The following is a 24811-nucleotide window of genomic DNA, read 5'->3' as shown; positions in this document are numbered from 1 at the left end:
GGCGCAATGTAACGAATCATTGCAGGCAACATCCCCGGCAACCCCCATGCTCTAGAATCCCGCGATGCCGAAACGACCGCCCGCCGACGCCCCCGAACCCCGCCACGACATGCTCCAGGCCGGACTCGACCTGCTCGACCAGGGCATCAGCGTGTTCGACCGCGAGCTGACGCTGGTTGCCTGGAACCGGCCTTTCCTCGAGCTGTTCGAATTCCCCGAGACGCTGGCCCGACGCGGCACGCCCTTCGCCGATTTCGTCCGCTGCAACGCCCGGCGCGGCGAATACGGCCCCGGCGACATCGAGACGCTGGTCGCCGAGCGCCTCGCCGACAGCTGCGCCGGCCCGCAGCTGCGCGAGCACCGGCGGGCCAACGGCCGCCTCCTGCAACTGCGCTGCGAACCGCTGCCGCAGGGCGGCTTCGTCACCCTCTACAGCGATGTCACTGAAGAGCGCTACCTGCAGAACCTCAGCGAACACCAGAACATCCAGCTCGACGAGCGGGTCCGCCGGCGCACCGCCCAGCTCGAGAACGCCAACGCCAACCTGCGCCGCGCCAATGCCGAGAAGGAACGCATCGCCGCCGCGCTCGGCCGCAGCGAGGCGCGCCTGCGCCTGATCAACGACACCATTCCGATCCTGATCGGCTACGTCGACCGCAACGAGACCTACCAGTACACCAACAAGGGTTACTCCGACTGGTACTGCCTGCCCGAAGGCAGCGTCACCGGGCGCACGGTGCCGGAAGTCGTCGGCCCGGAGGTCTATGCCCAGGTCGCCGGCTCGGTGCGCCGGGCGCTCTCCGGCGAACGCGTCAGCTACGAATACCGGATGCTGCGCCACGGCCAGACGGTGTTCGCGCACAGCACGCTGGTCCCGGAAATCGGCGGCGACGGCCAGACGCTCGGCTTCTTCGTCTTTTCCTACGACATCACCGAGCAGAAGCGGATGCAGGCGGCGCTGCTGCAGGCGCAGAAGCTGGAGGCGGTCGGCCGCCTGACCGGCGGCCTGGCGCACGACTTCAACAACCTGCTGACGGTGATCATCGGCAACCTGGCGGCACTCCAGGACCACCGCCCGGACGACCCGGCGATCGCCGATTTCGTGTCGCCGGCGCTGCAGTCGGCGCGCCGCGGCGTGCAGCTGATCCGCCGGCTGCTCACCTACTCGCGGCAGCAACCGCTGGAACCGCAGGCGGTGGACATCGTGCCGCTGATCGGCGACCTCACCCGGCTGATCCGGCGAACGCTGCCCGAGTCGATCACGGTCGACTGCCGTTGCGGCGAAAAAACGCTCGGCGCCCGCGTCGACCCTGCCCAGCTCGAAAGCGCCCTGCTCAACTTCGCGCTCAATGCCCGCGACGCGATGCCCGACGGCGGCCGCCTGACAATCTCGGCCGATTTCGCCGAGCTGCCCGCCGACGCGCCGGAAACCGCCGCCTTCGAGGTTGCCCCCGGCCGTTACGTCGCCATTGCCGTCGCCGACGACGGCTGCGGCATGGACGCGGCGACGCTGGCCCACGCCGGAGAGCCCTTCTTCACCACCAAGCGCCTCGGTCTCGGCAGCGGCCTCGGCCTGGCCATGGCCCAGGGTTTCGTCCGCCAGTCGGGCGGCGGCATGCGCATTCACAGCGAGCCGGGGCGCGGCACCCAGGTCGAGATCGTGCTGCCGCACACCGCCGCCCCGCTCGCCGAGGCCGGCATCGACGAACTGCTGGTGCCGGCGGCCGGCGGCGACCTGGTCCTGCTCGTCGAGGACGATGCCGACGTCCGCCGCGTCGTCCGCCAGCAGCTGATCGACCTCGGCCACCCGGTGATCGAGGCCGAGGACGCGACCCAGGCGCTGGCCATGGTCGAGCAGATCCCGGACATCGCCATCGTCGTCTCCGACATCCTGATGCCCGGCGAACTCAACGGCCGCCAGTTGGCCGAACGCATACAACAAGCGCTGCCCCGGATGCAGATCGTGCTGATGAGCGGCTACGCCGACGAGGATGGCGCCGCCGGCACCATGCCCGTGCTGGCCAAGCCCTTCGTCCGCCAGGACCTGGCTCGGGCACTGCAGCGCGCACAACGAGAGGAGAAAGCATGAAGGACAACGACGGCGGCAAGCTGATCGCGATCGTCGAGGACGATCCAGACGTCGCCCGCATCATCGAACAGGTACTCGCCGACTTCGGTTTCCGCACGCTGTGGTGCCGCAGCGGCGGCGAACTGCTGCGCCGCCTGCGCAACCTGGCCCCGGCGCTGTGCATCATCGACCTCGGCCTGCCCGACATGGACGGCATCGAGGCGATGCAGCGGGTACGCACGCAGACCGCCTGCGGCATCATGATCCTGACCGGGCGCGCCCACGTCAGCGACCGCGTCATGGGCCTCGAGCTCGGCGCCGACGATTACATGCTCAAGCCTTTCGAACCGCGCGAGCTGGTCGCCCGCGTGCGCAGCATCCTGCGCCGGCGCGAGAGCATTCCCGACACGCCGCCGAGCCAGGTCGCCAGTTTCGGCGGCTGGCAGTTCAACCTCGGCAACAACACGCTGCGCGGCCCGGCCGGCGAGGAACACCTGCTCAGCACGGCGGAGGCCGAGCTGCTCAAGGTCTTCGTCAACCATCCCAACCGCATCCTGCACCGCGAGAAACTGATGGGCACCCGCGACGTCAGCCCGAGCGACCGCGCCATCGACGTCCGCATCTCGCGGCTGCGGCGCAAGCTGGAACCTGCCGCCGACAGCCCGTCGTTCATCAAGACCGTGTACGGCGCCGGCTACCTGTTCCTGGCGGCGGTGGACTGGTCGGACGGGCGCCCCGGCGACGGCGAATGAAAACGGGCCGCGCGCACGGCGGCCCGTTTTTGCCCGAAAGTCACGGTCGACCGTGAACTTGCCCGATTATTCGTCGTCGTCGTGCAACTGGAAGCGGCTCGCCAGTTGCTGCTGGACGTTCGGCGGCACCGCCGCGTAGCGGGCGAAATCGATGACGTAGCTGCCGCGGCCGCCGGTCAGCGACTTCAGCCGCGACTGGTAGTCGTCGAGCTCGGCCAGCGGCACCTCGCCGGTGATCGCGGCGAAGCCGTGGGCACGGCCGTCGGTACCGGTGATGTGGCCACGGCGCCCGGCGAGATCGCCGGTGAGATCGCCGATCGCCGCTTCCGGTGCGACGATCTCGATGCTCACGATCGGCTCGAGCACGCTCGGCCGGGCATTGCGGATCGCCTCGACGACCGCCTTGCGACCGGCGATGGTGAACGCCACTTCCTTGCCGTCGACGGCATGCGTCTTGCCGTCGAAGACGGTGACCTTGACATCCTCGACCGGGTAGCCGGCAACAACGCCGCCGGCCAGCGCCTGACGCACGCCCTTCTCGACGGCCGGCATGAACACGCCGGGGATCACCCCGCCCTTGACCGCATCGACGAAGACGAAGCCGGCGCCGCGCTCGAGCGGCTCGACGCGCAGATGCACCTCGCCGAACTGGCCGGCGCCGCCCGACTGCTTCTTGTGCCGGTAGGCAGCCTCGGCCGGCGCGGCGATCGTCTCGCGATAGGCGATGCGCGGCGGCCGCGTATCGACCTCGAGCTTGTACTGGCCGGCCATGCGCGCCAGCTTGGCTTTCAGGTGCATGTCACCGAGGCCGCGGATGACCGTCTCGTTGCTGCTCGGATGACGCTCGACGACAAAGGTCGGATCCTCCATCGCCAGCTTGGCGAGGACGTCGAACAGCCGCTGCTCGTCGCCCTTCTTCTTCGTTTCCACGGCCAGCCCGGCCATCGGCCGCGGGAATTCGAGCGGCAGCAGATGGATGTGATCCTCGTCGTGCGAGTCGTGCAGGACGCAGTCGAACTCGATTTCCTCGACCTTGGCCACGGCACCGATGTCGCCCGGCACCAGGGCATCGACTTCGACCGTGTCCTTGCCCTGCAGGCGGTAAAGATGGGCGACCTTGAACGGACGCTTGCCGTCGCCGACGAAGAGCTGCATGTCCTTCTTCACCGTGCCCTGGTGCACGCGGAAGACGCCGATCTTGCCCAGGTAGGGATCGGCAACGACCTTGAAGACATGCGCCAGTACGTGCTTGCCGGCATCCGGCTCGGCATGGAAGGCCTCGATTTCCCCGCCCGGCTCGCCCTTGTGGAAGGGCGGCGGGTTGCCCTCGGCCGGGTTCGGCGCCAGCGTCGCCAGCACGTGCAGCAGCTCCCGGATGCCGGCGCCGGTCCTGGCCGAGGTGAACAGGATGGGAATCAGGTGGCCTTCGCGCAGCGCCTTCTCGAAGGGCGCGTGCAGCGCCTCGCCACTCGGATCGGCCCCGTCTTCCAGGTATTGCGCGAGGAGATCTTCGTCCTCCTCGACGATCTGGTCGATCAGCGCGCGGTGGGCGGCGGCGACCGACGCGAAGTCGGCATCGCCGCTGTCGTGTTCGAGGACTTCGACAACGTCGGCGGCGCCGTGCGCCGGCAGGTCGAGGAGCATGCACTGCTTGCCGAAGCGCTCGCGGATGTCGGCCACCAGGCCGGGCAGGTCGAGATTGTCGGCGTCGATCTTGTTGATCACGATCATCCGGCACAGCTTGCGCTCGGCGGCGTGGCGCATCATGCGCTCGCTCATCAGCTCGATGCCGGTCTGGGCGTTGATGACGATCAGCGCGGTATCGACGCCGGCCAGCGCGGCGATCGCCTGGCCGACGAAATCCGGATAGCCGGGCGTGTCGAGCGCATGGATGCGGGTCGCTTCGTGTTCGATCGAGAAGACCGCGGTGTTCAGGGAATGGCCGGCTTCCTTTTCCTGGGCATCGAAGTCGCAGACGGTGCTGCCCCGTTCGATCGTGCCTTTCGCGGGAATCGCGCCGGTCGCATGGAGCAGCGCCTCCGCCAGGCTGGTCTTGCCGGCGGCACCGTGGCCAACGAGGGCGACGGTGCGAAGGGATTCAGTCGTGTGCTTGGCCATTCTTCTTCTCCCTGAACGAATTGTCCTGTGAGACTAGCGCATCTTCGCTGCCTCGGCCATCTCGGCGACCAGCCGCTCGGCGAAATACGGCCCGAGGCCGAGGATCAGCGCCGTCGCCAGCGCCAGCAGGACGAGCGCGCCGATCAACTGCCAGCGCGCTGTACGGAAATCGTCGCCCTGGGTGCAGGCGAACCACAGCGGACCGGCCACCGGCAGCAGCAGCACCGGCAGCGCCTTGCGCCAGCCAAAGCTGATCGCCGCCGGCAGCGTGCCGATGTAGCCGACCAGCAGCAGCGCACCGCCGCCGGCCAGGAGCAGCGAGGTGGCGACGGCGAAACTGACGAACCAGCCGTCCATCACTTGCCTCCCTTGCGCGGGCGCTGCCAGCCGACCAGTGTCGTCTGCTTGACGCGGGTCACGGTCAACGCATCGGCCGGGGCATTTTTCGTCAGCGTCGTGCCGGCGCCGAGGGTCGCCCCGCGACCGACGGTGACCGGCGCCACCAATTGGGTGTCGGAGCCGATGAAGGCATCGTCCTCGATCACCGTCTTGTGCTTGTTCACGCCATCGTAGTTGCAGGTGATGGTACCGGCACCGACATTGACCCGCTGGCCGATCTCGGCGTCGCCGATGTAGGCCAGATGGTTGGCCTTGGACTGGGCCCCGATGCGGCTCTTCTTGATCTCGACGAAGTTGCCGACATGCACCTCGGGCCCGAGTTCGGCCCCCGGACGCAGGCGGGCGTAAGGCCCGATCACGCCATCCGCGCCGATGACCGCGTCCTCGCAGTGGCAGAAGGCGGCGATGCGCGTACCCGCACCGACGCGGACATTCCTGAGCACGCAGTAGGGTCCGATCTCGACCGCATCGCCAAGCTCGACGACGCCCTCGAAGACGCAGCCGACATCGATCGCGACATCGCGCCCATGGCGCAGTTCGCCGCGCACATCGATGCGTGCCGGATCGGCCAGGCGGACACCGGCAACCAGCAGGCCGGCAGCGATGTTGCGCTGGTGCTGACGCTCGAGCTCGGCCAGTTGCACCTTGCTGTTGACGCCGAGCACCTCCCATTCGCCGTCCGGTTGCGCGGTCCGCACCGGCAGCCCTTCGGCCACCGCCAGCGCGACGATGTCGGTCAGGTAGTACTCGCCCTGGGCGTTGTCGTTCTTCAGGCGGCCGAGCCAGTCGGCCAGGCGCGCAGTCGGGATCGCCATGATCCCAGTGTTGACCTCGCGGATCGCCTTCTCGGCCTCGCTGGCATCCTTCTGCTCGACGATGCGACAGACCTCGCCACGCTCATCGCGGACGATGCGCCCGTAGCCGGTCGGGTCGGCGAGATCGACGGTGAGGATCGCCAGCGCGTCGCGGCCGGCGTGCAGCAGGCGCTGCAAGGTCGCCGGCGTGGTCAGCGGCACGTCGCCGTAGAGGACCAGCGTCTGCGCCGAGCTGGCGAGCTGCGGCAGCGCCTGCGCCAGCGCGTGGCCGGTACCCAGCTGCTGCGCCTGCTCGGCCCAGCAGATGTCGGGCGCGGCCAGCGTCGCCCGGACGACGTCACCGCCGTGCCCGTGCACGACGATCAGTTTTTCCGGCGCCAGCTGGCGCGCGTTGTCGATGACATGCCCGGCCAGCGGCTTGCCGGCCACGGGATGAAGGACCTTGGGCAGGTTGGAATGCATGCGCTTGCCCTGGCCGGCAGCGAGAATGACGATGTTCATGGGTTTTCGTGGCTGGGCGGCCGCAGCCGCCGGTTGTCAGGCGGTGCGCTTGTCGCCCTGGGCGCCGACCAGTTCGTCGAGAACGGCCTTGCCCCGGGGAGAAACGAACCAATGCAGGACGTTCTTGTCGTTGATCCGGGTTTCGATGACGCCGAGGGCCTTCATCACGGTCAGCCGCTGGCTGACGAAATCGCGCTGCAGGCCGGTGCGTTCGCAGACACCGGCGAGGTTGCCATAGACGAAACGCTCTTCGGCCAGGGCACGCAGGATTTCGACGTCGTTGTAGGAAAGCACCTCGCGCGGGTCGGGCTCCTGCGGCTTGGCCGGCTCCGCCTCGACACGCGGCGGCGTCACCACCACCGGCGCCTCGTCGCGCTTCTGGCGCAACTGGCCGACGTCGCGGCGGACCTGCTCCATCTGGCCGAGCAGGCGCTGGGCCAGGTTCTCGAACAGGCGGCGCGAAGCGACCACGTAGATCAGGCAGAAGCCGCCGAAAACGTAGAAATCGATCGGCTTGGTCCGCGCGCCCTCGAGCAGGGTGCTGGAAATCATGTTCAGGAACAGGGGCACGGTCAACGCCGCCACCATGCCGAAAACCGGGTATTTCAGCCAGTCGCGGGCGGCCGGTTCGCCATTGCGCTCGGCCAGGAAATAATTGGCGGTACCGCCGAGTATGCCGGCCAGCACCATGATCGCCAGGATCAGCAGCATGTGGCCGTCGAGTCCGCCGTTGGGCATGCTGATCTGGAACGCGGATTGCAAATCGTTGGACATCGCTTTCCCCCTTTGAACGATTCCGCATTTTCACATAAACAAAAACCCCGCGGGTCGAAACCGGCGGGGTTTTGCAACACTGTGCAACGGATCAGCGCGGCAGGGCGCTCGATCCCATCAGGAAGGCATCGACTTCGCGCGCGGCCTGGCGTCCTTCGCGGATCGCCCAGACCACCAGCGACTGACCGCGACGGACGTCGCCGGCGGCATAGACGCCGTCGACGCTGGTCTTGTAGCAGCCTTCGCCGTCGGTCGTCGCCTTGGCGTTGTTGCGGGCATCCTTGTCGACACCGAAGGCATCGAGCAGGCTGCCGACCGGATTGACGAAGCCCATCGCCAGGAAGGCGGCATCGCACGGCAATTCGAACTCGGAGCCGGCAACTTCGCTCATCTTGCCGCCTACCCATTCGACGCGTACGGCCTTGAGCGCCTTGACGTTGCCCTTGCCATCGTCGACGAAGGCCTTGGTTGCCACGGCGAACTCGCGCACCGTCGCACCTTCCTTGTGCGACGAGGAGGTCCGCATCTTCAGCGGCCAGTACGGCCAGGTCAGCGGCTTGTCTTCCTGCTCCGGCGGCGCCGGCATCAGTTCGAACTGGGTCACCGAGGCAGCACCGTGGCGATAGCTGGTGCCCACGCAATCGGAGCCGGTATCGCCGCCACCGATGACGATGACGTGCTTGCCCTTGACGTTGATCGGATTCTTGACGCCTTGCTGGACTTCCTTGTTCTGCGGAATCAGGAACTCCAGCGCGGCATAGACGCCCTTGAGTTCGCGTCCGGGCACCGGCAGATCGCGCGGCACCTCCGAACCGGCGGCGAGGATCACCGCGTCGAAATCCTTCTTCAGTTGCGCGGCGGAAACCGTCTCGGTGGCATCATTGTTGATGCCGGCCGGGATCGCCTTGTCTCCGACGATGACCTTGGTCCGGAAGACCACGCCCTCGGCTTCCATCTGCGCAACGCGACGATCGATCACCGACTTGTTGAGCTTGAAGTCGGGGATGCCGAAGCCAAGCAGACCACCGATCCGGCTCGACTTCTCGAACACCGTGACGTCGTGGCCGACGCGTGCCAGCTGCTGCGCCGCAGCCATGCCGGCCGGTCCGGAACCGACGATGGCGACCTTCTTGCCGGTCTTGACCTTGGCCGGTTGCGGCACGACCCAGCCCATTTCCCAGCCCTTGTCGATGATGAAGTGCTCGATCGACTTGATGCCCACCGGCGCCGCATTGATGCCGAGCGTACAGGCGGCTTCGCAGGGCGCCGGACAGATACGGCCGGTGAAATCGGGGAAGTTGTTGGTCGAATGCAGAACCTCGAGCGCCTGCTTCCAGTTGCCGCGATAAACCAGGTCATTCCAGTCCGGAATGATGTTGTTCACCGGGCAACCGTTGTTGCAGAACGGGATGCCACAGTCCATGCAGCGCGCGCCCTGGGTCTTGGCCGCATCGTCGGCCAGCGTCTGGACGAATTCCTTGTAGTGCGTCAGACGCTTTTCAACCGGTTCGTAAGCCTCCTCGAGGCGTTCGAATTCCATGAAACCAGTCGGCTTGCCCATTATGCGGCCTCCTTCCGTGCAGCAGCGGCCATTTCCGTGAGGGCGCGCTTGTATTCGTGCGGATAGACTTTGACGAACTTCTCGCGGCTGGCATCCCAGTCGGCAAGCAGTCGCTTGGCAGTTGCGCTGCCGGTGTATTCGGCATGGCGGGTGATCAGCTCCTTGAGCTGGGTTTCATCCGCCAGACCGCCGTGCAGCGGCTCGCCGGCAACGTGACGGCTGGCCGGCACGACCTTCTCGAGTGCCACCTGGGCGAGATTGCAGCGCTGCTTGAAGCTGCCGTCCTCGTCGAGCACGTAGGCGATGCCGCCCGACATGCCGGCCGCGAAGTTGCGACCAGTCATGCCGAGGACGACGACGGTGCCACCAGTCATGTACTCGCAACCGTGATCACCAACGCCTTCGACCACGGCCGTCGCCCCGGAATTGCGGACGCAGAAGCGTTCTCCGCCGACGCCGGCGAGGAAGGACTCACCCTCGGTGGCGCCGTACATCACGGTGTTGCCGACAATGATGTTCTGTTGCGTGTCGCCGCGGAAATCCGGACTCGGCTTGATGATGATGCGGCCACCGGAGAGGCCCTTGCCAACGTAGTCGTTGCCTTCGCCGATCAGCTCCAGCGTCACGCCCCGCGCCAGGAAGGCGCCAAAAGCCTGGCCAGCGGTACCGGTCAGCTTGACGTGGATGGTGTCGTCCGGCAGGCCGGCATTGCCGTAGCGGCGGGCAACTTCACCGGAAAGCATGGTGCCGCAGGTGCGGTTGACGTTGATGATGGTCGTCTCGATCTGGACTTTCTGGCCCTTTTCGAGCGCCTTCTTGGCTTGTTCGATCAGCTTGTGATCGAGCGCCTTTTCGAGACCATGATCCTGGCCTTCGGTATGACGGCGCGGCACCTCGACAGGCACGTTCGGCTGATGGAAAACCTTGGAGAAATCGAGACCCTTGGCCTTCCAGTGCTCGATACCGGCACGCGTGTCGAGCAGGTCGACCCGGCCGACGAGATCGTCGAACTTGCGGATACCGAGTTGCGCCATGATCTCGCGTACTTCCTCGGCAACGAAGAAGAAGTAATTGACGACATGCTCGGGCTGGCCGGAGAAGCGCTTGCGCAATTCCGGATCCTGCGTGGCAACGCCGACAGGGCAGGTGTTCAGATGGCACTTGCGCATCATGATGCAACCTTCGACGACCAGCGGCGCGGTGGCAAAACCGAACTCATCGGCACCGAGCAGGGCGCCGATGACGACGTCGCGCCCGGTCTTCATCTGACCATCGACCTGCAGGCGGATGCGCGAGCGCAGGCGGTTCAGCACCAGTGTCTGCTGGGTCTCGGAAAGGCCCAGTTCCCAAGGCGTCCCCGCGTGCTTGATCGACGACACCGGCGAAGCGCCGGTACCACCGTCGAAACCAGCGATGACGATGTGGTCGGCCTTGGCCTTGGCAACGCCAGCGGCAACGGTGCCGACACCAACCTCGGAAACCAGCTTGACCGAGATCGAGGCCTGCGAATTGGCGTTCTTCAGGTCATGAATGAGCTGGGCCAGATCCTCGATCGAATAGATGTCATGGTGCGGCGGCGGCGAGATCAGGGTCACGCCCGGCACCGAGTGGCGCAGCTTGCCGATGTACTCGGAGACCTTGGTACCCGGCAACTGACCGCCTTCACCGGGCTTGGCGCCCTGGGCCATCTTGATCTGGATCTGGTCGGCATTGACCAGATATTCGGTGGTGACGCCGAAACGACCGGAGGCGACCTGCTTGATCGCCGAACGCAGCGAATCGCCATCCTTGAACTCGTAATCGCGCTCGATGCGCGAGGCGCCGACAACCTCGGAAAGCTTCTGACCAGCCTTCAGCGGCAGGAAGCGCTTGGCATCCTCACCACCTTCTCCGGTGTTGGACTTGCCGCCGATACGGTTCATCGCGATGGCCAGCGTCGTATGCGCTTCGGTCGAGATCGAACCGAGCGACATCGCGCCAGTGGCAAAACGCTTGACGATCTCCTTAGCCGACTCGACTTCCTCGAGCGGGACCGGGCTGGCTTGCGGCTTGAACTCGAACAGACCACGCAGCGTCAGGTGACGCTTGGTCTGGTCGTTGATCAGCTTGGCGTATTCCTTGTAGGTCTCGTACTTGCCGGAGCGGGTCGAATGCTGCAGCTTGGCGATCGAGTCTGGCGTCCACATGTGTTCTTCGCCACGCGTGCGGAAGGCATACTCGCCACCGGCATCGAGCATTCCGGCCAGCACCGGGTCGGCAGAGAAGGCTTCGTCGTGCAGGCGAATGGCTTCTTCGGCGACTTCGAAGATGCCGATACCCTCGACATTCGACGGCGTACCGGTGAAATACTTCTCGATGAAGTCCTTCTTCAGGCCGATGGCCTCGAAAATCTGGGCACCGGTGTACGACATGTAGGTCGAAATACCCATCTTCGACATGACCTTGCACAGGCCCTTGCCGATTGCCTTGATGAAATTCTTGGTGAATTTCTCGGCTTTTTCGGCATCGCCCTTGGCCAGGCTCTCGATGGTTTCGAGCGCGAGATAGGGATGCACGGCTTCCGCCCCATATCCACCCAGCAGAGCAAAGTGATGGACCTCGCGCGCCGAACCAGTCTCGACAACCAGACCGGTCGAGGTGCGCAAGCCCTTCTTGACCAGATGCTGATGGATCGTCGAAGTCGCCAGCAGCGCGGGAATCGCGACGTGCTCGGCATCGAGCTTGCGGTCCGAAACGATCAGGATGTTCGCACCGGAACGGACGGCATCCTCGGCATCGGCGGCCAGCGAAGCGAGGCGGGCTTCGATCCCCTCCTTGCCCCAGGCGACCGGATAGCAGATGTCGAGTTCGAACGAACGGAACTTGCCGGAAGTGTACTGCTCGATGTTGCGCAGCTTCTCGATGTCCGAGAACGACAATACCGGCTGGGACACTTCCAGGCGGATCGGCGGATTGATGTCGGCGGTGTTGAGCAGGTTCGGCTTCGGACCGATGAAGGACACCAGCGACATGACCAGCTCTTCGCGGATCGGATCGATCGGCGGGTTGGTCACCTGAGCGAACAGTTGCTTGAAGTAGGTATAAAGGGTCTTGTTCTTCTTCGACAGGACCGGCAACGCCGAATCGGTGCCCATCGAGCCAGTCGGCTCTTCACCACTCTGGACCATCGGCTCGAGGATGACCTTGATGTCTTCCTGCGTGAAGCCGAAAGCCTGCTGTCGATCAAGCAACGGCGCCGACGACTCGATCGCTGCCGGAGTTCCCGGGCACGGCACTTCATCGAGCTTGATGCGGATCTTCTCGATCCACTCACGATAGGGCTTGGCATTGGCCAGGGAATCCTTCAATTCCTTGTCGTCAATGATGCGCCCTTGCTCCATATCGATCAGGAACATCTTGCCCGGCTGCAGACGCCACTTCTTGACGATCTTCTTCTCGGGAATCGGCAGCACGCCCGACTCCGAAGCCATGACCACGAAATCGTCGTCGGTGACGAGATAGCGTGCCGGACGCAGGCCGTTGCGATCGAGCGTCGCGCCGATCTGCCGACCGTCGGTGAACGCGACGGCTGCCGGGCCATCCCACGGCTCCATCATCGCGGCATGGTATTCGTAGAAGGCACGACGATTCTCGTCCATCGTCGAATGTTTTTCCCAGGCTTCCGGGATCATCAGCATGACGGCTTGCGCCAGGGAATAGCCGCCGCCCATGACCAGCAACTCGAGTGCGTTATCGAACGCTGCCGAGTCGGACTGACCGGGGTAATGCAACGGCCAGACCTTTTTCAGGTCCTCCCCGAGAATCGGCGACGAAATCGCCTGCTCGCGAGCCTTGAACCAGTTAACGTTACCGCGAACAGTGTTGATTTCGCCATTGTGCGCGATATAGCGGAACGGATGTGCCAGATCCCAGGTCGGGAAAGTGTTGGTCGAGAACCGCTGGTGCACCAGCGCAAGAGCCGACACCGTCCGCTTGTCCTGAAGATCGAGGTAGTAGACGCCAACCTGATCAGCGAGCAGCAGCCCCTTGTAGTTGACGGTACGTGCAGAAAACGAAGGAACGTAAAACTCTTGCCCGTGCTTCAGGTTCAAGGACTTGATCGCATTGGCGGCACGGCGGCGGATGATGTACAGCTTGCGCTCGAGCGCGTCGGTCACGAACACATCCGGACCGCGACCAACGAACACCTGACGAATCACCGGCTCCTTGGCACGTACCGTCGGCGACATCGGCATGTCGGCATTGACCGGGACTTCACGCCAGCCAAGCAGACGCTGGCCTTCGGCCGCAATCGAGCGCTCGATTTCCTCGACGCATGCGTGGCGGGACGCGGCTTCCTGCGGCAGGAAAACCATGCCGACACCGTATTCGCCAACCGGCGGCAAATCGACGCCACGGGCGGCCATTTCCTCACGGTAAAACTGATCAGGAATCTGGATCAGAATACCAGCACCGTCACCCTGCAAGGGATCGGCTCCGACAGCGCCACGGTGATCGATGTTTTTCAGGATCTGCAGACCCTGCTCGATGATTCCGTGACTTTTCTGACCCTTGACATGGGCAACGAAACCCACGCCACAGGCGTCGTGCTCGTTGGCGGGGTCGTACAGACCCTGCCGATCAGGTACAGCCGATTCCATCACACGCGTTCCTTCAATTAATCTGGCCTGAATATCAGGCCAAGCATGAAACAGCCGGACGACACGAGGCAGCCGCCACCGGCACAAAATTTAGGCAACCCTCAATTTTAGCGGCTTTTTCTATTGCACTTCAAGAAACTGATCGCACCATCCAAGGGCGGCGCACAAGAGCAAGCAACCATTCAGGTGCAACTATCAACAATCGCAGCTTCGATATCACAATCCTGAACCTGATTGGACAGAACCGCCTGTCCGATACCTCGCAACAACACCAATCTCAAACGCCCTCCCTCGACCTTCTTGTCGTGCCGCATCAACTCCAGATAACGGGCCGCGCCAAGAGATGGAGCCATCACGGGCAAACCTGCCTTCACGAACAACACCCGAATACGCTCAACATCTTCGGAACTGAGCCAACCCAATCTCATCGACAATCTTGCAGCAATCATCGTGCCCGATGCGACAGCCTCGCCATGCAGCCATTCGCCATATCCCAATCCCGTCTCAATTGCATGACCAAAGGTATGCCCCAGGTTCAGTGACGCGCGCACCCCGCCCTCTCGCTCATCCGCAGCAACCACCTCGGCTTTGTTTGCACATGAGCGCCGCACCGCATAAATCACCGCCTCCGTCTCGCGAGCAAGCAGCCTATCGATGTTTCTCTCCAACCACAGCAGGAAGTCATAATCACGGATCAAACCATATTTTATAACCTCCGCCAGGCCGGCCTTGAATTCCCGATCGGGAAGCGTATCAAGCAAACCAATATCGGCAAGTACCACTTGAGGCTGATAAAAAGCCCCAATCATGTTCTTCCCGAGTGGATGATTGATTGCCGTTTTCCCGCCAACCGAGGAATCCACTAGCGAAAGCAACGTGGTGGGAATTTGAATAAAAGGCATCCCCCTCTGATAACAAGCAGCAGCAAACCCCCCCATGTCACCAACAACCCCCCCACCCATAGCTATCAACGGGGTTTTACGCTCGCAATGCGCTCGCAGCAGTGAATCGAAAATCGTATTCAACGTTTCCCATGTTTTGAAGCGTTCCCCGTCAGGCACTACCACTGGCAAAATGGACACACCAAGCCGCTGCAACGTCGAGCTTAGTGCCGCAAGAAATAGCGGAGCGACGGTCTCATTGGTGACAACAACAACTTTTCCCGCTTGGACATAAGGGGAAAATAGGGTTTCATCATCAAGCAAACCACGGCCAATGTGTATTGGATAACTGCGATCCCCAAGAGAAACCTGGAGACTAGACATCATGACTCCTCGCATTTGCGCGCATACTCCCTTAACAAATATTGAACCACTCCGGCAGCCAACAACTGCCCCCCCTCGACCACTAGATCAGCCACATCTCTGTAGAGCGGATCGCGAATTGCATGTAGCGATTCAAGACGCTCCAGAGGATTACTCACTTGTAGCAGCGGCCTGTTTCGGTCATGACGCGTTCTCTGGTACAGCATGAGCGGAGGCACATTCAGATACACAACCCACCCGGATTCCTTCAACAACTTTCGGCTCTCTGGATCAAGCACCGCTCCGCCACCTGTCGCCACGACCACCGCTTGCTCTTTGACCAATTCAGCAATGGTTTGCGCTTCGCGTCTGCGGAACCCAAGCTCGCCCTCAATTTCAAATATTGTCGGAATGGGCACCCCGGTACGAGCGACAATTTCCTGATCCGAGTCGAAAAATTTCCACCCAAGACGCTTGGCCAACTGTCGGCCAACCGTAGTTTTCCCTGCCCCCATGAGGCCAACCAAGTAGATGTTCGTTGTATTTGAGTTCACGGTTCGATTTTAACTGAGTCCTTCTCACAAATAAAAAAAGCCAGCATCGCGCTGGCCTTTCTTTGTCAAACCTTAGTTAGTCAAGTCTTAAATTCTCGGAGATGATCCGAGGCGTGATGAAAATCAAGAGCTCCCGACGATTTCCAAAATCGTTTTTATACTTGAACATCCAGCCAAAAAATGGCACGTCTCCCAACAGCGGAACTTTTTCGACAGAACTCTGGTTGTTTGTAATGTAAACGCCGCCAACGACCACTGTACCACCGTTCTCGACGACCACATCGGTCCTGACCACAGAGCTCTTTATAGGAGGATTACCCAGTACAGCCCTCGTCCAATCAGCCTCTTCTTTCTTGACCTCCAAAGCCATCTTCACTGTTCCGTCCGGTGTAATTTGAGGCGTTACCTTCAGAGACAGCTTTGCCGGCTTAAAGCTGACGGTCTGAGTGACCACTCCACCGGAATTAGAGGTTGTCACGTAGGGAACTTCTGTCCCATCCTCTATCGTCGCCTCTTTGTTGTTTGCCGTCACAACCCTTGGACTAGAAATGAGCTTTCCCAAACCATCAGCCTGTAGAGCGGCAATTTCCATGTTCAAAATTCTGGTCAAGCTCGAATTGAATAGAGAAAAAGCCAAGGTTCCACCGGTTGATTTAAACGACGGTAGATTAACTCCTCCCATAGAACTCTGATTCAATGTCGCAGCAGTCGACGTAGTTGTCGTCACTCCGTCCTTGGTAGTCGACGTAACAGTACCAGGAGAAACACTGCCGCCAACAAAGCCAACACTACTGTTTCCAACGTTGACCGGCTTCGAATTAATAAGATTTATTTTTGCGCCGATCGACTTGTTGAAATCATCACTTGCCTCAACAACCCTGGCTTCAATCAATACTTGACGAGCACCAATATCAATGCTTTTTATAAACCCTCGAATCTCTCCAAGCTTTGCCGGAATATCGCTAACGAACAAGATATTGGACTGCGCATCTGCTACAGCGCTACCGCGCTTGCTAAGAATTCTCTGGGACGCCGCCACTCCCTCGCCGGCAGCACCAACAGCCCCCTCACCTGCCAATAATTTCTGGATATCAATCGCCCGTTGATAATTGAGCACAAACTGCTCGGTCTGCAACGGTTCCAATTCACTAATCTGTTGTTTGGATTCGAACTCTAATTTTTCCCTAGTGGCAATTTCATCTCTCGGTGCAATGATGAGAATATTGCCATTCTTACGCATATCCAAATCTTTTTGTTTGAATATGATATCAATAACCTGGTCTGCAGGAACGTCCTTCAATACCAGTGTCGTCGACCCTGTAACCGTCTCACTGATAACTGCATTTAAACCCAACTCCTCCGCCATAAGCCGCAACAAGGCTCTTACATCACCATTTTGATAATTTATGCTTACACGTGGCCCCTGGTAACCGGTTTTTGTACCTTGAACCAACTTATTTGGATCTTCAACTACTTTTTTGACTTCGACAATGAATTGGTTGTCAGTTTGATAAGCATTGTGCTCCCAAGCCCCTTTCGGAGCAATGATAAGGCGCACATTTTCACCAATGACTTTCGACTCCACCCCTAAAACAGGAGTCGCAAAATCGGTGACATCCAGTTTTCTATACAAGTGCTGAGGCAGCGACGTTTTCATGAAATCGACAACCAAGGAATCCCCTTGTTTACGAATATCAATACCGGTACCGGCATCGCTTAAATCGACAACGATTCTTCCTTCACCGTCCTTGCCTCGCCGAAAAATAATATCGCGAACGGAATGACGCTCGCCAACCAAACTTTCCTCGGCAAAACGCACAGATCGCTCAGCAGCTATATCACTCAAGCGCTCAACTGGAGACAGCGTTACATACAGCGTTTTCCCATCAACCCTTGTTCGATAATTCAAATTTCTTACAAGATTTAAAACCATCCGCGTCTTATCTGCCACTTGTACAATATTCAGGCTACGCAAATCGCCTTCATTAATAAGCTGGGCAGTCTTTCCCGTCGAGTTTGAAACACTAGGAAAATCAAACGCAATCTTCGGAGGATTAGCAACGGAGAAACTAGCAGGCGGCGACGACAAGCTATCATGAAAATCAATTTTGACCGCAACTTCGTTACCTTGTTGCATCACATTGATTGATTCAATCGAATTTTTAGCAGGCGTTTCCGCACGCAGGGGTGACATAGCGACAAAAAGCGCACAAGAAAGAAAAATGGAAAATTTAAAATGCTTCATTTACCGCCCCCTTCTGTTACCTGCAGATACAGCGAACTCTGGCGCTCACCCCACTCACCAGTAGAATCTTGTATCAATTCTCTCAATTTAATTTCCGCTTCATCAATTGCAGTAACCATACCGAAATCAAGGCCGATGTAGTCACCAACCTTCACTTGGCGGACTGAGTTTTCATATTTTACAACCGCAATTGGTTGCCTATTTACAATCAACCGGCCAATCATTGTTAGCGACTCCAGAGGATATTTCTCCAAAATACTATTCCTCTGCTCCCTAGCTTCAAAATCCGGCTGAAACATGCCGCCTTTTCCAACCCCTTGCTTGAGCTGAGAATTGGGATCGATTTTCGACCCGCGAAAAGGATCGAGCAAACTCTCGACACTATAAGGAACTGGTTCATAAGCTTTTACTTCAGGAAGAGGAGTCACCTTCCCGCGCAGATCACGAGAGCTTTCTTCCATCCAAACCTTCAGATCCTCATATCCACCATCTGAGCACCCAGAAAACACCAAGCACAATAGAATCGGCCAGCAATTTTTCACTGAGCACCTCCCTTTCCTACAGAAGAAGGACGGCGTTGCTGTGCAATCTCGCTTTCATCCAAATAACGAAACGTCTTGACGGTAGCATCCAAGGTCAAAACATCCCCGTTTTTCATTGGCGCAACCGAAATTCCGTTCAAAGTAACAATTCGGGGAAGTTTTGCGATATCGGCAGCGAAAGCGCCAATATCGTGATACGAACCATTAATTTTCACCGTCACCGGAAGCTCGGCATAAAAATCTTTGACCTCTTCGTTGCCCGGCCGAAATAATTCAAACTGGAGACCTCTCCCCAAACCCGCCTGATTAACCTCAACCAGTAGCGCTTCGATTTCGGACTTATTTGGCAACTGCTTCAGCAAAGCACCAAAAGACCGATCTATCTCTGCCAATTGCTGCGTATAAAGATCCAGATTTACCGCTTGCCGTTTCTTCAACAGAAATTGGTCCTTGAGTGCCAACTCCTCTTTTTCGGCCTGATCCAAGAGCGACAGTTGATCCGACCAAACAAACCACCATCCAGCAAGTAACAGCACGAGAAAAAGCGAAATCAGTGCCGTCAACTTCGGCACCAAGGGCCACCCTCCGGGGTCATTAGGATTTAAGTGGCGAAAATCATCTAAGGCAGATTGAAAATCAAATCTTGACGAATTCAACACCTCCCCAATTTTGCTCTTCATTGCCCACCTTCCTCCGGGGTCGCCCTGCTCAAGACGAAATCCATGCCGAATTCATTCACTCGACGACCGTTCAGAACAACAGCTTTTGTCTCAATGAGTCGCGGCCGTTCCATCCACTCAGAAGCATCAATATTTCGCATCAGAGCCGAAACTCTTGCGTTTGATTGAGCATACCCAGTGATGTTCACCCCCATCCCGTCCTGCCTCAATGATTTTAGATAAACTCCCTCGGGCACTTGGCGCACCAACTCGCTTAACAGGTGAACAGTTTCCCCTCGATCACGCTGAAGATCTTCAATAACCCTTTTCCGAGCAAGCAGAGCCTGCGTCTGCTCTCGTAAGCGCTTTATCTGATCTAACTGTTTGTCCAAAATAGTGATTTCGCTTTTCAAGAAATCATTTTTCCCATTTTGATGCTCCAATTGAGCACCAATAAGAGAATATCCGGCAAAAACCACAACCAAACCAAGCAGCGAAATGAGGCCTGCCATTACAGCAAACTGCTCACGCCTTGCCTTGCGTGCTTCCTCGCGATGAGGCAATAGGTTGATTCGAATCATGCTGGATCAAACCTCCGCAACGCCAGGCCGCATGCAACCATCAGGGAAGAAGAGTCGGCAAGCAGGCTACGTGCTCTTACGCGATCGGAGAGCAACATGTTGGCAAAAGGATTGGCAATCAAGGTGTTGAACTGGGTTCTCGTCGCCACCACTTCATCGATGCCCGGTATCACCGCACACCCGCCGGCGAGGACGATGTGATCGACTTGATTGAATTGGGTTGAAGTGAAGAAGAACTGCAGGGCACGCGACACTTCGAGCGCCAAATTTTCCATGAAGGGATTGAGCAACTCCGCTTCATACCCTTCGGGCAAATTGCCCGAGCGCTTCGCTGCCTCGGCATCCTCAAGGGACATCCCGTAATGCCGAGAGATATCCAGCGTCAGTTGGCTGCCACCGAATGCCTGCTCCCGCGCATAGACCTGCAAGCCATTCCGCATGACCGTCAGATTCATCAGATTGGCCCCGGCATCAATCAACGCGACAACCTGATTCTTGCCACCTTCAGGCAGCTGGCGCTCGATCAGCTCAAAAGCAGCCAGCGTGGCAAACGACTCGACATCGACAACCAGCGCTTTGAGCCCTGCCGCCTCGGCAACAGCGACACGATCTTCGACACGCTCTTTTTTCGACGCGGCGATCAGCACCTCAACCTCGTCCGGAACAGCCGGAGCGGGACCAAGCACCTGATAGTCAAGATTGACATCGTCGATGGAAAACGGAATGTACTGGTTTGCTTCCGTTTCCACCTGCACTTCGAGTTCTTCTTCTCGAAGACCTGCAGGGACAATGATCTTCTTGGTGATCACCGCCGAAGCCGGCAACGCCATCGCGACATTTTTTGTCGAGGTCCCGAGACGCTTCCAGGCTCGCCTCACCGCATCAACCACCGCATCGAGATTGGCGATATTGCCATCGGAAACCGCATCTTTCGGCAGCACCTCGATGGCGTAGCGCTCGACGCGATACCCTTCTTTCCCGCTGGCGGTGAGTTCGACCAGCTTGACAGCCGACGAACTGATGTCCAGCCCGAGCAAGGGGCGCGCCTTGGGATTTAGCAAAGCTGAGATATCGAAGCCCACCACACCCCCAGAAAATCCTTACAGATTACGATCTTAGAAGAAAAACCAATAATTCACTTCAGATGCTAGCAACAAGCCCTAGCAGTGTAAAGCACTTTCATACCCCCGGAATGGGCTCAGCGTATAATGCCCCAAGCTCGCCACACTCAAACGATCACATCAATGCCATCAGCGTTTCGCCTGCTCGCCTACCCGCTTGCCGCCCTTGCCGGCCTGATTGCCATCAGCATAGCGATGATTGCCATCATCATCGCCCTGGCATACCCAAACCTGCCTTCGCTCGAAGTGCTTACCGACTACCGGCCCAAGATTCCGCTCCGCGTCTACACCGCCGACGGACACCTGATCGGTGAATTCGGCGAAGAGCGACGAGCCGTGGTCGCCATCGGTGAAGTCCCCGACATCATGAAGCATGCGATTCTTGCGGCTGAAGACGACCGCTTCTATCAGCACATGGGCATCGATTATACCGGCATCATGCGCGCCGCCGCATCCAATTTGCTGAGCGGCGGAAAAAAACAGGGGGCTTCGACGATCACCCAGCAGGTTGCCCGCAATTTTTTCCTGACCAGCGAGAAGACCTACACGCGAAAACTCTACGAGGCACTGCTGTCGCTGAAGATCGAAAGCAATCTGAACAAGGATCAGATCCTTGAGTTGTATATCAACCAGATTTTCCTCGGGCAACGCGCCTACGGCTTCGGTGCTGCGGCCCAGATTTATTTCGGCAAATCCCTGCAGAGCATTTCGATCGCCGAAGCCGCGATGCTGGCGGGACTCCCGAAAGCCCCCTCGGCCTACAACCCGATCGCCAATCCACGACGCGCCCGCATCCGCCAGCAATACGTGCTGCGCCGCATGCACGAACTCTCCTATATCAACGACGCGCAGTACGAGAGCGCCCTCAAGGAGCCGCTGGTCATCAAGCGCGAGTTGTCCGAGTTTGCGGTCAACGCCGAATTCGTGGCCGAAATGGCCCGCCAGATCGCAGCCGAGAGTTTCCCCGAAGATGTCTACACCCGCGGCATGAAGGTGTACACCACGCTGATCAAGGCCGAGCAGGAGGCAGCCTACCGCTCGCTGCGCAAAGGCGTGCTCGATTACGACCGGCGCAACGGCTACCGGGGTGCCGAGTCCTACCTCAACATGAAGGAAATCAGCTCCGAGCATGACGAAGCGATCGACGTGCTGATGCAGGACATCAGCGACGCCGGCGATCTCCGCCCGGCACTGGTGATGCAGGCCGACCGCCAGAAGATCGAGGCCTACGTCAAGGGTGGCGAAATGATCACGCTCACCGGCGACACCCTCAAATTCGCAGCGCGCATGCTCGACGAGCAGGCACCGCCGAACAAGCGCATCAAGCGTGGCGCCATCATCCGTGTGGTCAAGGACGAGGCCGGCAAATGGCAGATCAGCCAGATGCCCGAGGTCGAATCGGCATTCGTTGCGGTATCGCCGGAAGACGGTGCGATTCGTGCCCTGGTCGGCGGTTTCGACTTCAACCGCAACAAGTTCAACCATGTCACCCAGGCCTGGCGCCAGCCCGGCTCTAGCTTCAAGCCCTTCATTTATTCAGCCGCCCTGGAAAAGGGCTTCCATCCGGGCAGCATGATTGCCGACGAGCCGATCGTCATTTCCGCTGGCGAAACCGGCTCGCAGGCCTGGCAACCGAAGAACTACGACGGCAAATACGACGGGCCGATGAGCATGCGCACCGCGCTCGCGAAATCCAAGAACATGGTTTCTATCCGCCTGCTCCAGGCCATCGGCACGCAATACGCGCAGGATTACGTCAGCCGCTTCGGTTTCGATCCCGACAAGCATCCGCCCTACCTGACGATGGCCCTCGGCGCAGGATCGGTGACGCCGTGGCAGATGGTTTCCGCCTACGCGATCTTCGCCAATGGTGGCTATCGGGTCATGCCTTACATCGTTCGCGAAATCCGCGACGAGAAAAATCAGGTCGTCGCGGTCGCCAATGTCCCCCATGCCGGCGATGAAGCGCATCGGGCGATCGATGCCCGCAACGCCTACCTGAGCGACTCGATGATGCGCGACGTCACGCTGTTCGGTACCGCGGCCCGCGCCTCGGGCCAGCTGAAACGGCGCGACCTGGCCGGCAAGACCGGCACCACCAACGAATATGTCGACGCCTGGTTCTGCGGCTACCAGATGACGGTCGCCGGCTGCGCCTGGGTTGGCTATGACCAGCCGAGAAAGCTGGGCAGTCGGGAAACCGGCGGTGTTGCGGCAATGCCGATCTGGATCGGCTACATGGCCACGGCACTGCGCAACGTCCCGCAACAGACGCCGGAGATGCCGGAGGGACTGAGCCTGGCCACCGACGGGAGTGGCAGCGGCAATCTGGTGTACAGCGAGAACCTGACGAAACCGCCGCCTGAATTATCCGGCGCGACGCCGGAGACGGCGCCGCCGTCAGGCCCCGGCACGCCGTCGCCGGCAGCCACACAGCCGGCCGGCTGGCCGGCCGAGCTCAGGCATCTGAGCGGCCCGAACTGATCAGCCCAGGCTCACCGTCTGGCCGGCCTGCTGGCTGACCAGGCGCGACAACTTCTCCATCAGTTCGGCGCCATCCCGGGTATCGCGCCAGAGGTCACCGTCGGCACGGAAGTGGAAGCCGCCGGCACGCGCGGCAACCCAGATTTCACGGGCAACGCCGTGGCGATTGACGATGATCTTGCTGCCGTCCTCGAACTCGATTTCGAGAATGCCGCCGGCAGCCAGCTCAAAATCCAGGTCGGCATCACAAGCCTCCAGGGCTGCCTCGATCCGGGCCAGGGTCCGGTCGGCCCGGGCATTGAATTCGCTGTCATCCATCGTGTGCTAACATCCCGCTCTTCGCAGACCGCGACCGAAACCATGTCCCGAATCGCTGCCGTACTGATCATCCTGAGCCTTGCCGCCTGCGGCATGAAAGGCCCGCTCGAATTGCCGCCGAAGGGCGGCGCGGCAGATGGTAGCACGGCTCAACGCAGCCCCGCCCGATGACCCACTTTGCCCTCAAGAACGGCGTCCTGCACGCCGAAGCCGTCGCCCTGCCGACCATCGCCGAACAGTTCGGCACACCCGCCTACGTCTATTCGCGGGCCGCGCTGAGCGAGTCGCTGAAGGAGTTCCACGACGTCCTCGGCGCCCATCCGGCTGGTGCCGGCGCGCTGGTCTGCTACGCCGTCAAGGCCAACTCCAACCTCGCCATCCTCAACCTGTTCGCCCGCCTCGGCGCCGGTTTCGACATCGTTTCCGGCGGCGAACTGCAGCGCGTGCTGGCGGCCGGTGCCGATCCGCAGAAGGTCGTCTTCTCCGGCGTCGGCAAGACGGCGGCGGAAATGAAGCTGGCGCTGGAAGTCGGCATCTTCTGCTTCAATATCGAATCGATCCCGGAAATCGAGCGCCTCAACGAAGTTGCCGGCCAGCTTGGCAAGACGGCGCCGGTCAGCCTGCGCGTCAATCCGAACGTCGATCCGAAGACTCACCCGTACATCTCGACCGGCCTCAAGGAAGCCAAGTTCGGCGTCGCCTACGACGACGCACTGGCGCTCTACCGCCGCGCCGCCGCACTACCGAACATCGCCGTCGCCGGCATCGACTGCCACATCGGTTCGCAACTGCTCGACCCGTCGCCGTTTGCCGAAGCGCTCGACCGCATCCTGGCGCTGATCGACCAGCTCGCTGCCGAAGGCATTCAAGTCCATCACATCGACCTCGGCGGCGGCCTCGGCATCAAATACCGCGCCGACCAGGTGCAGCCGACCGTCGCTTCCTACCTGAATCCGCTGCTCGACAAGCTGCACGGCCGCGGCCTCAAGGTCGTGCTCGAGCCGGGCCGCCGCCTGGTCGGCAACGCCGGCCTGCTGCTCACCCGCGTCGAATTCCTCAAGGAAGGCGAGGCCAAGAACTTCGCCATCATCGACGCGGCGATGAACGACCTGATGCGCCCGGCGCTCTACGAGGCCTGGCACGACATCGACCCGGTCGTGCCGCGCGCTGGCGCCACGCGCGACTACGACGTCGTCGGCCCGGTCTGCGAAACCGGCGATTTCCTCGGCCAGGCGCGGCCGCTCAACCTGCAGGCGGGTGACCTGCTGGCGGTGATGTCAGCCGGCGCCTACGGCATGGCCATGGCCTCGAACTACAACACTCGGCCGCGCGCCGTCGAAGTGATGGTCGATGGCGATCAGGTACACGTCATCCGCCAGCGCGAGACCGTCGAACAGCTCTACGCCGGCGAATCCGTCCTGCCGCAGTGAGCGGC

At 60.4% G+C, this 24811-nt stretch carries 19 protein-coding genes; 5 read left to right on the top strand and 14 right to left on the bottom strand.

Going from position 1 to position 24811, the window contains the following annotated elements; all coding sequences use genetic code 11:
• Positions 1-64: 64 nt before the first annotated feature.
• Together DFR40_RS08240 and DFR40_RS08235 are read left to right on the top strand one after the other, a co-directional pair.
• Positions 65-2089 carry a PAS-domain containing protein gene (locus tag DFR40_RS08240; RefSeq protein ID WP_121458011.1) on the top strand — a complete coding sequence of 675 codons (2025 nt, stop codon included), beginning with the start codon at positions 65-67 and terminating at the stop codon, positions 2087-2089.
• Entirely contained in the window at positions 2086-2820 is a 735-nt protein-coding gene (locus DFR40_RS08235; RefSeq protein WP_121458010.1) for a response regulator transcription factor, read from the top strand. The genes DFR40_RS08240 and DFR40_RS08235 overlap by 4 nt, the downstream gene beginning before the upstream one ends.
• A 66-nt stretch (positions 2821-2886) precedes the next feature.
• On the opposite strand, the gene fusA is transcribed toward DFR40_RS08235, so the two are convergent.
• From fusA to DFR40_RS08170, 13 genes are all read right to left on the bottom strand, one after another.
• Complete coding sequence (fusA, locus tag DFR40_RS08230) at positions 2887-4938, bottom strand: elongation factor G (protein ID WP_121458009.1); 2052 nt, start codon at positions 4936-4938, stop codon at positions 2887-2889.
• Between the two features lie 33 nt (positions 4939-4971).
• Positions 4972-5295, bottom strand: a complete 324-nt coding sequence (locus DFR40_RS08225; protein ID WP_121458008.1) for a hypothetical protein — start codon at positions 5293-5295, stop codon at positions 4972-4974.
• Positions 5295-6653 (bottom strand): bifunctional UDP-N-acetylglucosamine diphosphorylase/glucosamine-1-phosphate N-acetyltransferase GlmU, encoded by a 1359-nt coding sequence (gene glmU / locus DFR40_RS08220; protein WP_121458007.1) that lies wholly within the window; start codon positions 6651-6653, stop codon positions 5295-5297. The genes DFR40_RS08225 and glmU overlap by 1 nt, the downstream gene beginning before the upstream one ends.
• Before the next feature lie 36 nt (positions 6654-6689).
• The gene (locus tag DFR40_RS08215) at positions 6690-7427 is read right to left on the bottom strand and encodes a YEATS-associated helix-containing protein (RefSeq protein ID WP_121458006.1); all 738 of its coding nucleotides are present in this window, start codon (positions 7425-7427) and stop codon (positions 6690-6692) included.
• 91 nt (positions 7428-7518) lie between these two features.
• Positions 7519-8988, bottom strand: coding sequence for a glutamate synthase subunit beta (locus tag DFR40_RS08210; protein WP_121458005.1), 1470 nt, complete (start codon positions 8986-8988; stop codon positions 7519-7521).
• On the bottom strand, positions 8988-13628 hold the full coding sequence (gltB, locus tag DFR40_RS08205; RefSeq protein ID WP_121458004.1) for a glutamate synthase large subunit: 4641 nt from the start codon (positions 13626-13628) through the stop codon (positions 8988-8990). Before gltB ends, DFR40_RS08210 begins: the two co-directional genes overlap by 1 nt.
• Before the next feature lie 182 nt (positions 13629-13810).
• Positions 13811-14893 (bottom strand): 3-dehydroquinate synthase, encoded by a 1083-nt coding sequence (aroB, locus tag DFR40_RS08200; RefSeq protein WP_121458247.1) that lies wholly within the window; start codon positions 14891-14893, stop codon positions 13811-13813.
• Entirely contained in the window at positions 14893-15426 is a 534-nt protein-coding gene (locus DFR40_RS08195) for a shikimate kinase (protein WP_281270065.1), read from the bottom strand. Before DFR40_RS08195 ends, aroB begins: the two co-directional genes overlap by 1 nt.
• 76 nt (positions 15427-15502) lie before the next feature.
• Positions 15503-17671: a type IV pilus secretin PilQ gene (locus DFR40_RS08190; protein WP_121458002.1), complete on the bottom strand. Its 2169-nt coding sequence runs from the start codon at positions 17669-17671 to the stop codon at positions 15503-15505.
• Positions 17668-18180, bottom strand: coding sequence for a pilus assembly protein PilP (locus DFR40_RS08185; RefSeq protein WP_281270071.1), 513 nt, complete (start codon positions 18178-18180; stop codon positions 17668-17670). Before DFR40_RS08185 ends, DFR40_RS08190 begins: the two co-directional genes overlap by 4 nt.
• 29 nt (positions 18181-18209) lie before the next feature.
• The gene (locus DFR40_RS08180; RefSeq protein WP_121458000.1) at positions 18210-18893 is read right to left on the bottom strand and encodes a type IV pilus inner membrane component PilO; all 684 of its coding nucleotides are present in this window, start codon (positions 18891-18893) and stop codon (positions 18210-18212) included.
• Positions 18890-19453, bottom strand: coding sequence for a PilN domain-containing protein (locus DFR40_RS08175; RefSeq protein WP_121457999.1), 564 nt, complete (start codon positions 19451-19453; stop codon positions 18890-18892). The genes DFR40_RS08180 and DFR40_RS08175 overlap by 4 nt, the downstream gene beginning before the upstream one ends.
• Positions 19450-20535: a pilus assembly protein PilM gene (locus DFR40_RS08170; RefSeq protein ID WP_121458246.1), complete on the bottom strand. Its 1086-nt coding sequence runs from the start codon at positions 20533-20535 to the stop codon at positions 19450-19452. The genes DFR40_RS08175 and DFR40_RS08170 overlap by 4 nt, the downstream gene beginning before the upstream one ends.
• 162 nt (positions 20536-20697) lie before the next feature.
• Between DFR40_RS08170 and DFR40_RS08165 the strand changes: the two genes are divergently transcribed.
• Positions 20698-23058 carry a penicillin-binding protein 1A gene (locus DFR40_RS08165; RefSeq protein WP_121457998.1) on the top strand — a complete coding sequence of 787 codons (2361 nt, stop codon included), beginning with the start codon at positions 20698-20700 and terminating at the stop codon, positions 23056-23058.
• Here the strand turns inward: DFR40_RS08165 and cyaY are convergent, their stop codons facing one another.
• Positions 23059-23376, bottom strand: a complete 318-nt coding sequence (gene cyaY / locus DFR40_RS08160) for an iron donor protein CyaY (protein ID WP_121457997.1) — start codon at positions 23374-23376, stop codon at positions 23059-23061.
• A gap of 42 nt (positions 23377-23418) precedes the next feature.
• Here cyaY and lptM point away from each other — a divergent pair, with 42 nt between their 5' ends.
• Positions 23419-23547, top strand: a complete 129-nt coding sequence (gene lptM, locus DFR40_RS17560; protein ID WP_081700079.1) for an LPS translocon maturation chaperone LptM — start codon at positions 23419-23421, stop codon at positions 23545-23547.
• Entirely contained in the window at positions 23544-24806 is a 1263-nt protein-coding gene (gene lysA / locus DFR40_RS08150) for a diaminopimelate decarboxylase (RefSeq protein ID WP_121457996.1), read from the top strand. Before lptM ends, lysA begins: the two co-directional genes overlap by 4 nt.
• Positions 24807-24811 lie beyond the last annotated feature (5 nt).

The sequence above is a fragment of the Azonexus fungiphilus genome, assembly GCF_003634965.1.
Taxonomy (GTDB): domain Bacteria; phylum Pseudomonadota; class Gammaproteobacteria; order Burkholderiales; family Rhodocyclaceae; genus Azonexus; species Azonexus fungiphilus.
This window is presented reverse-complemented; position numbering and strand designations above follow the sequence as displayed.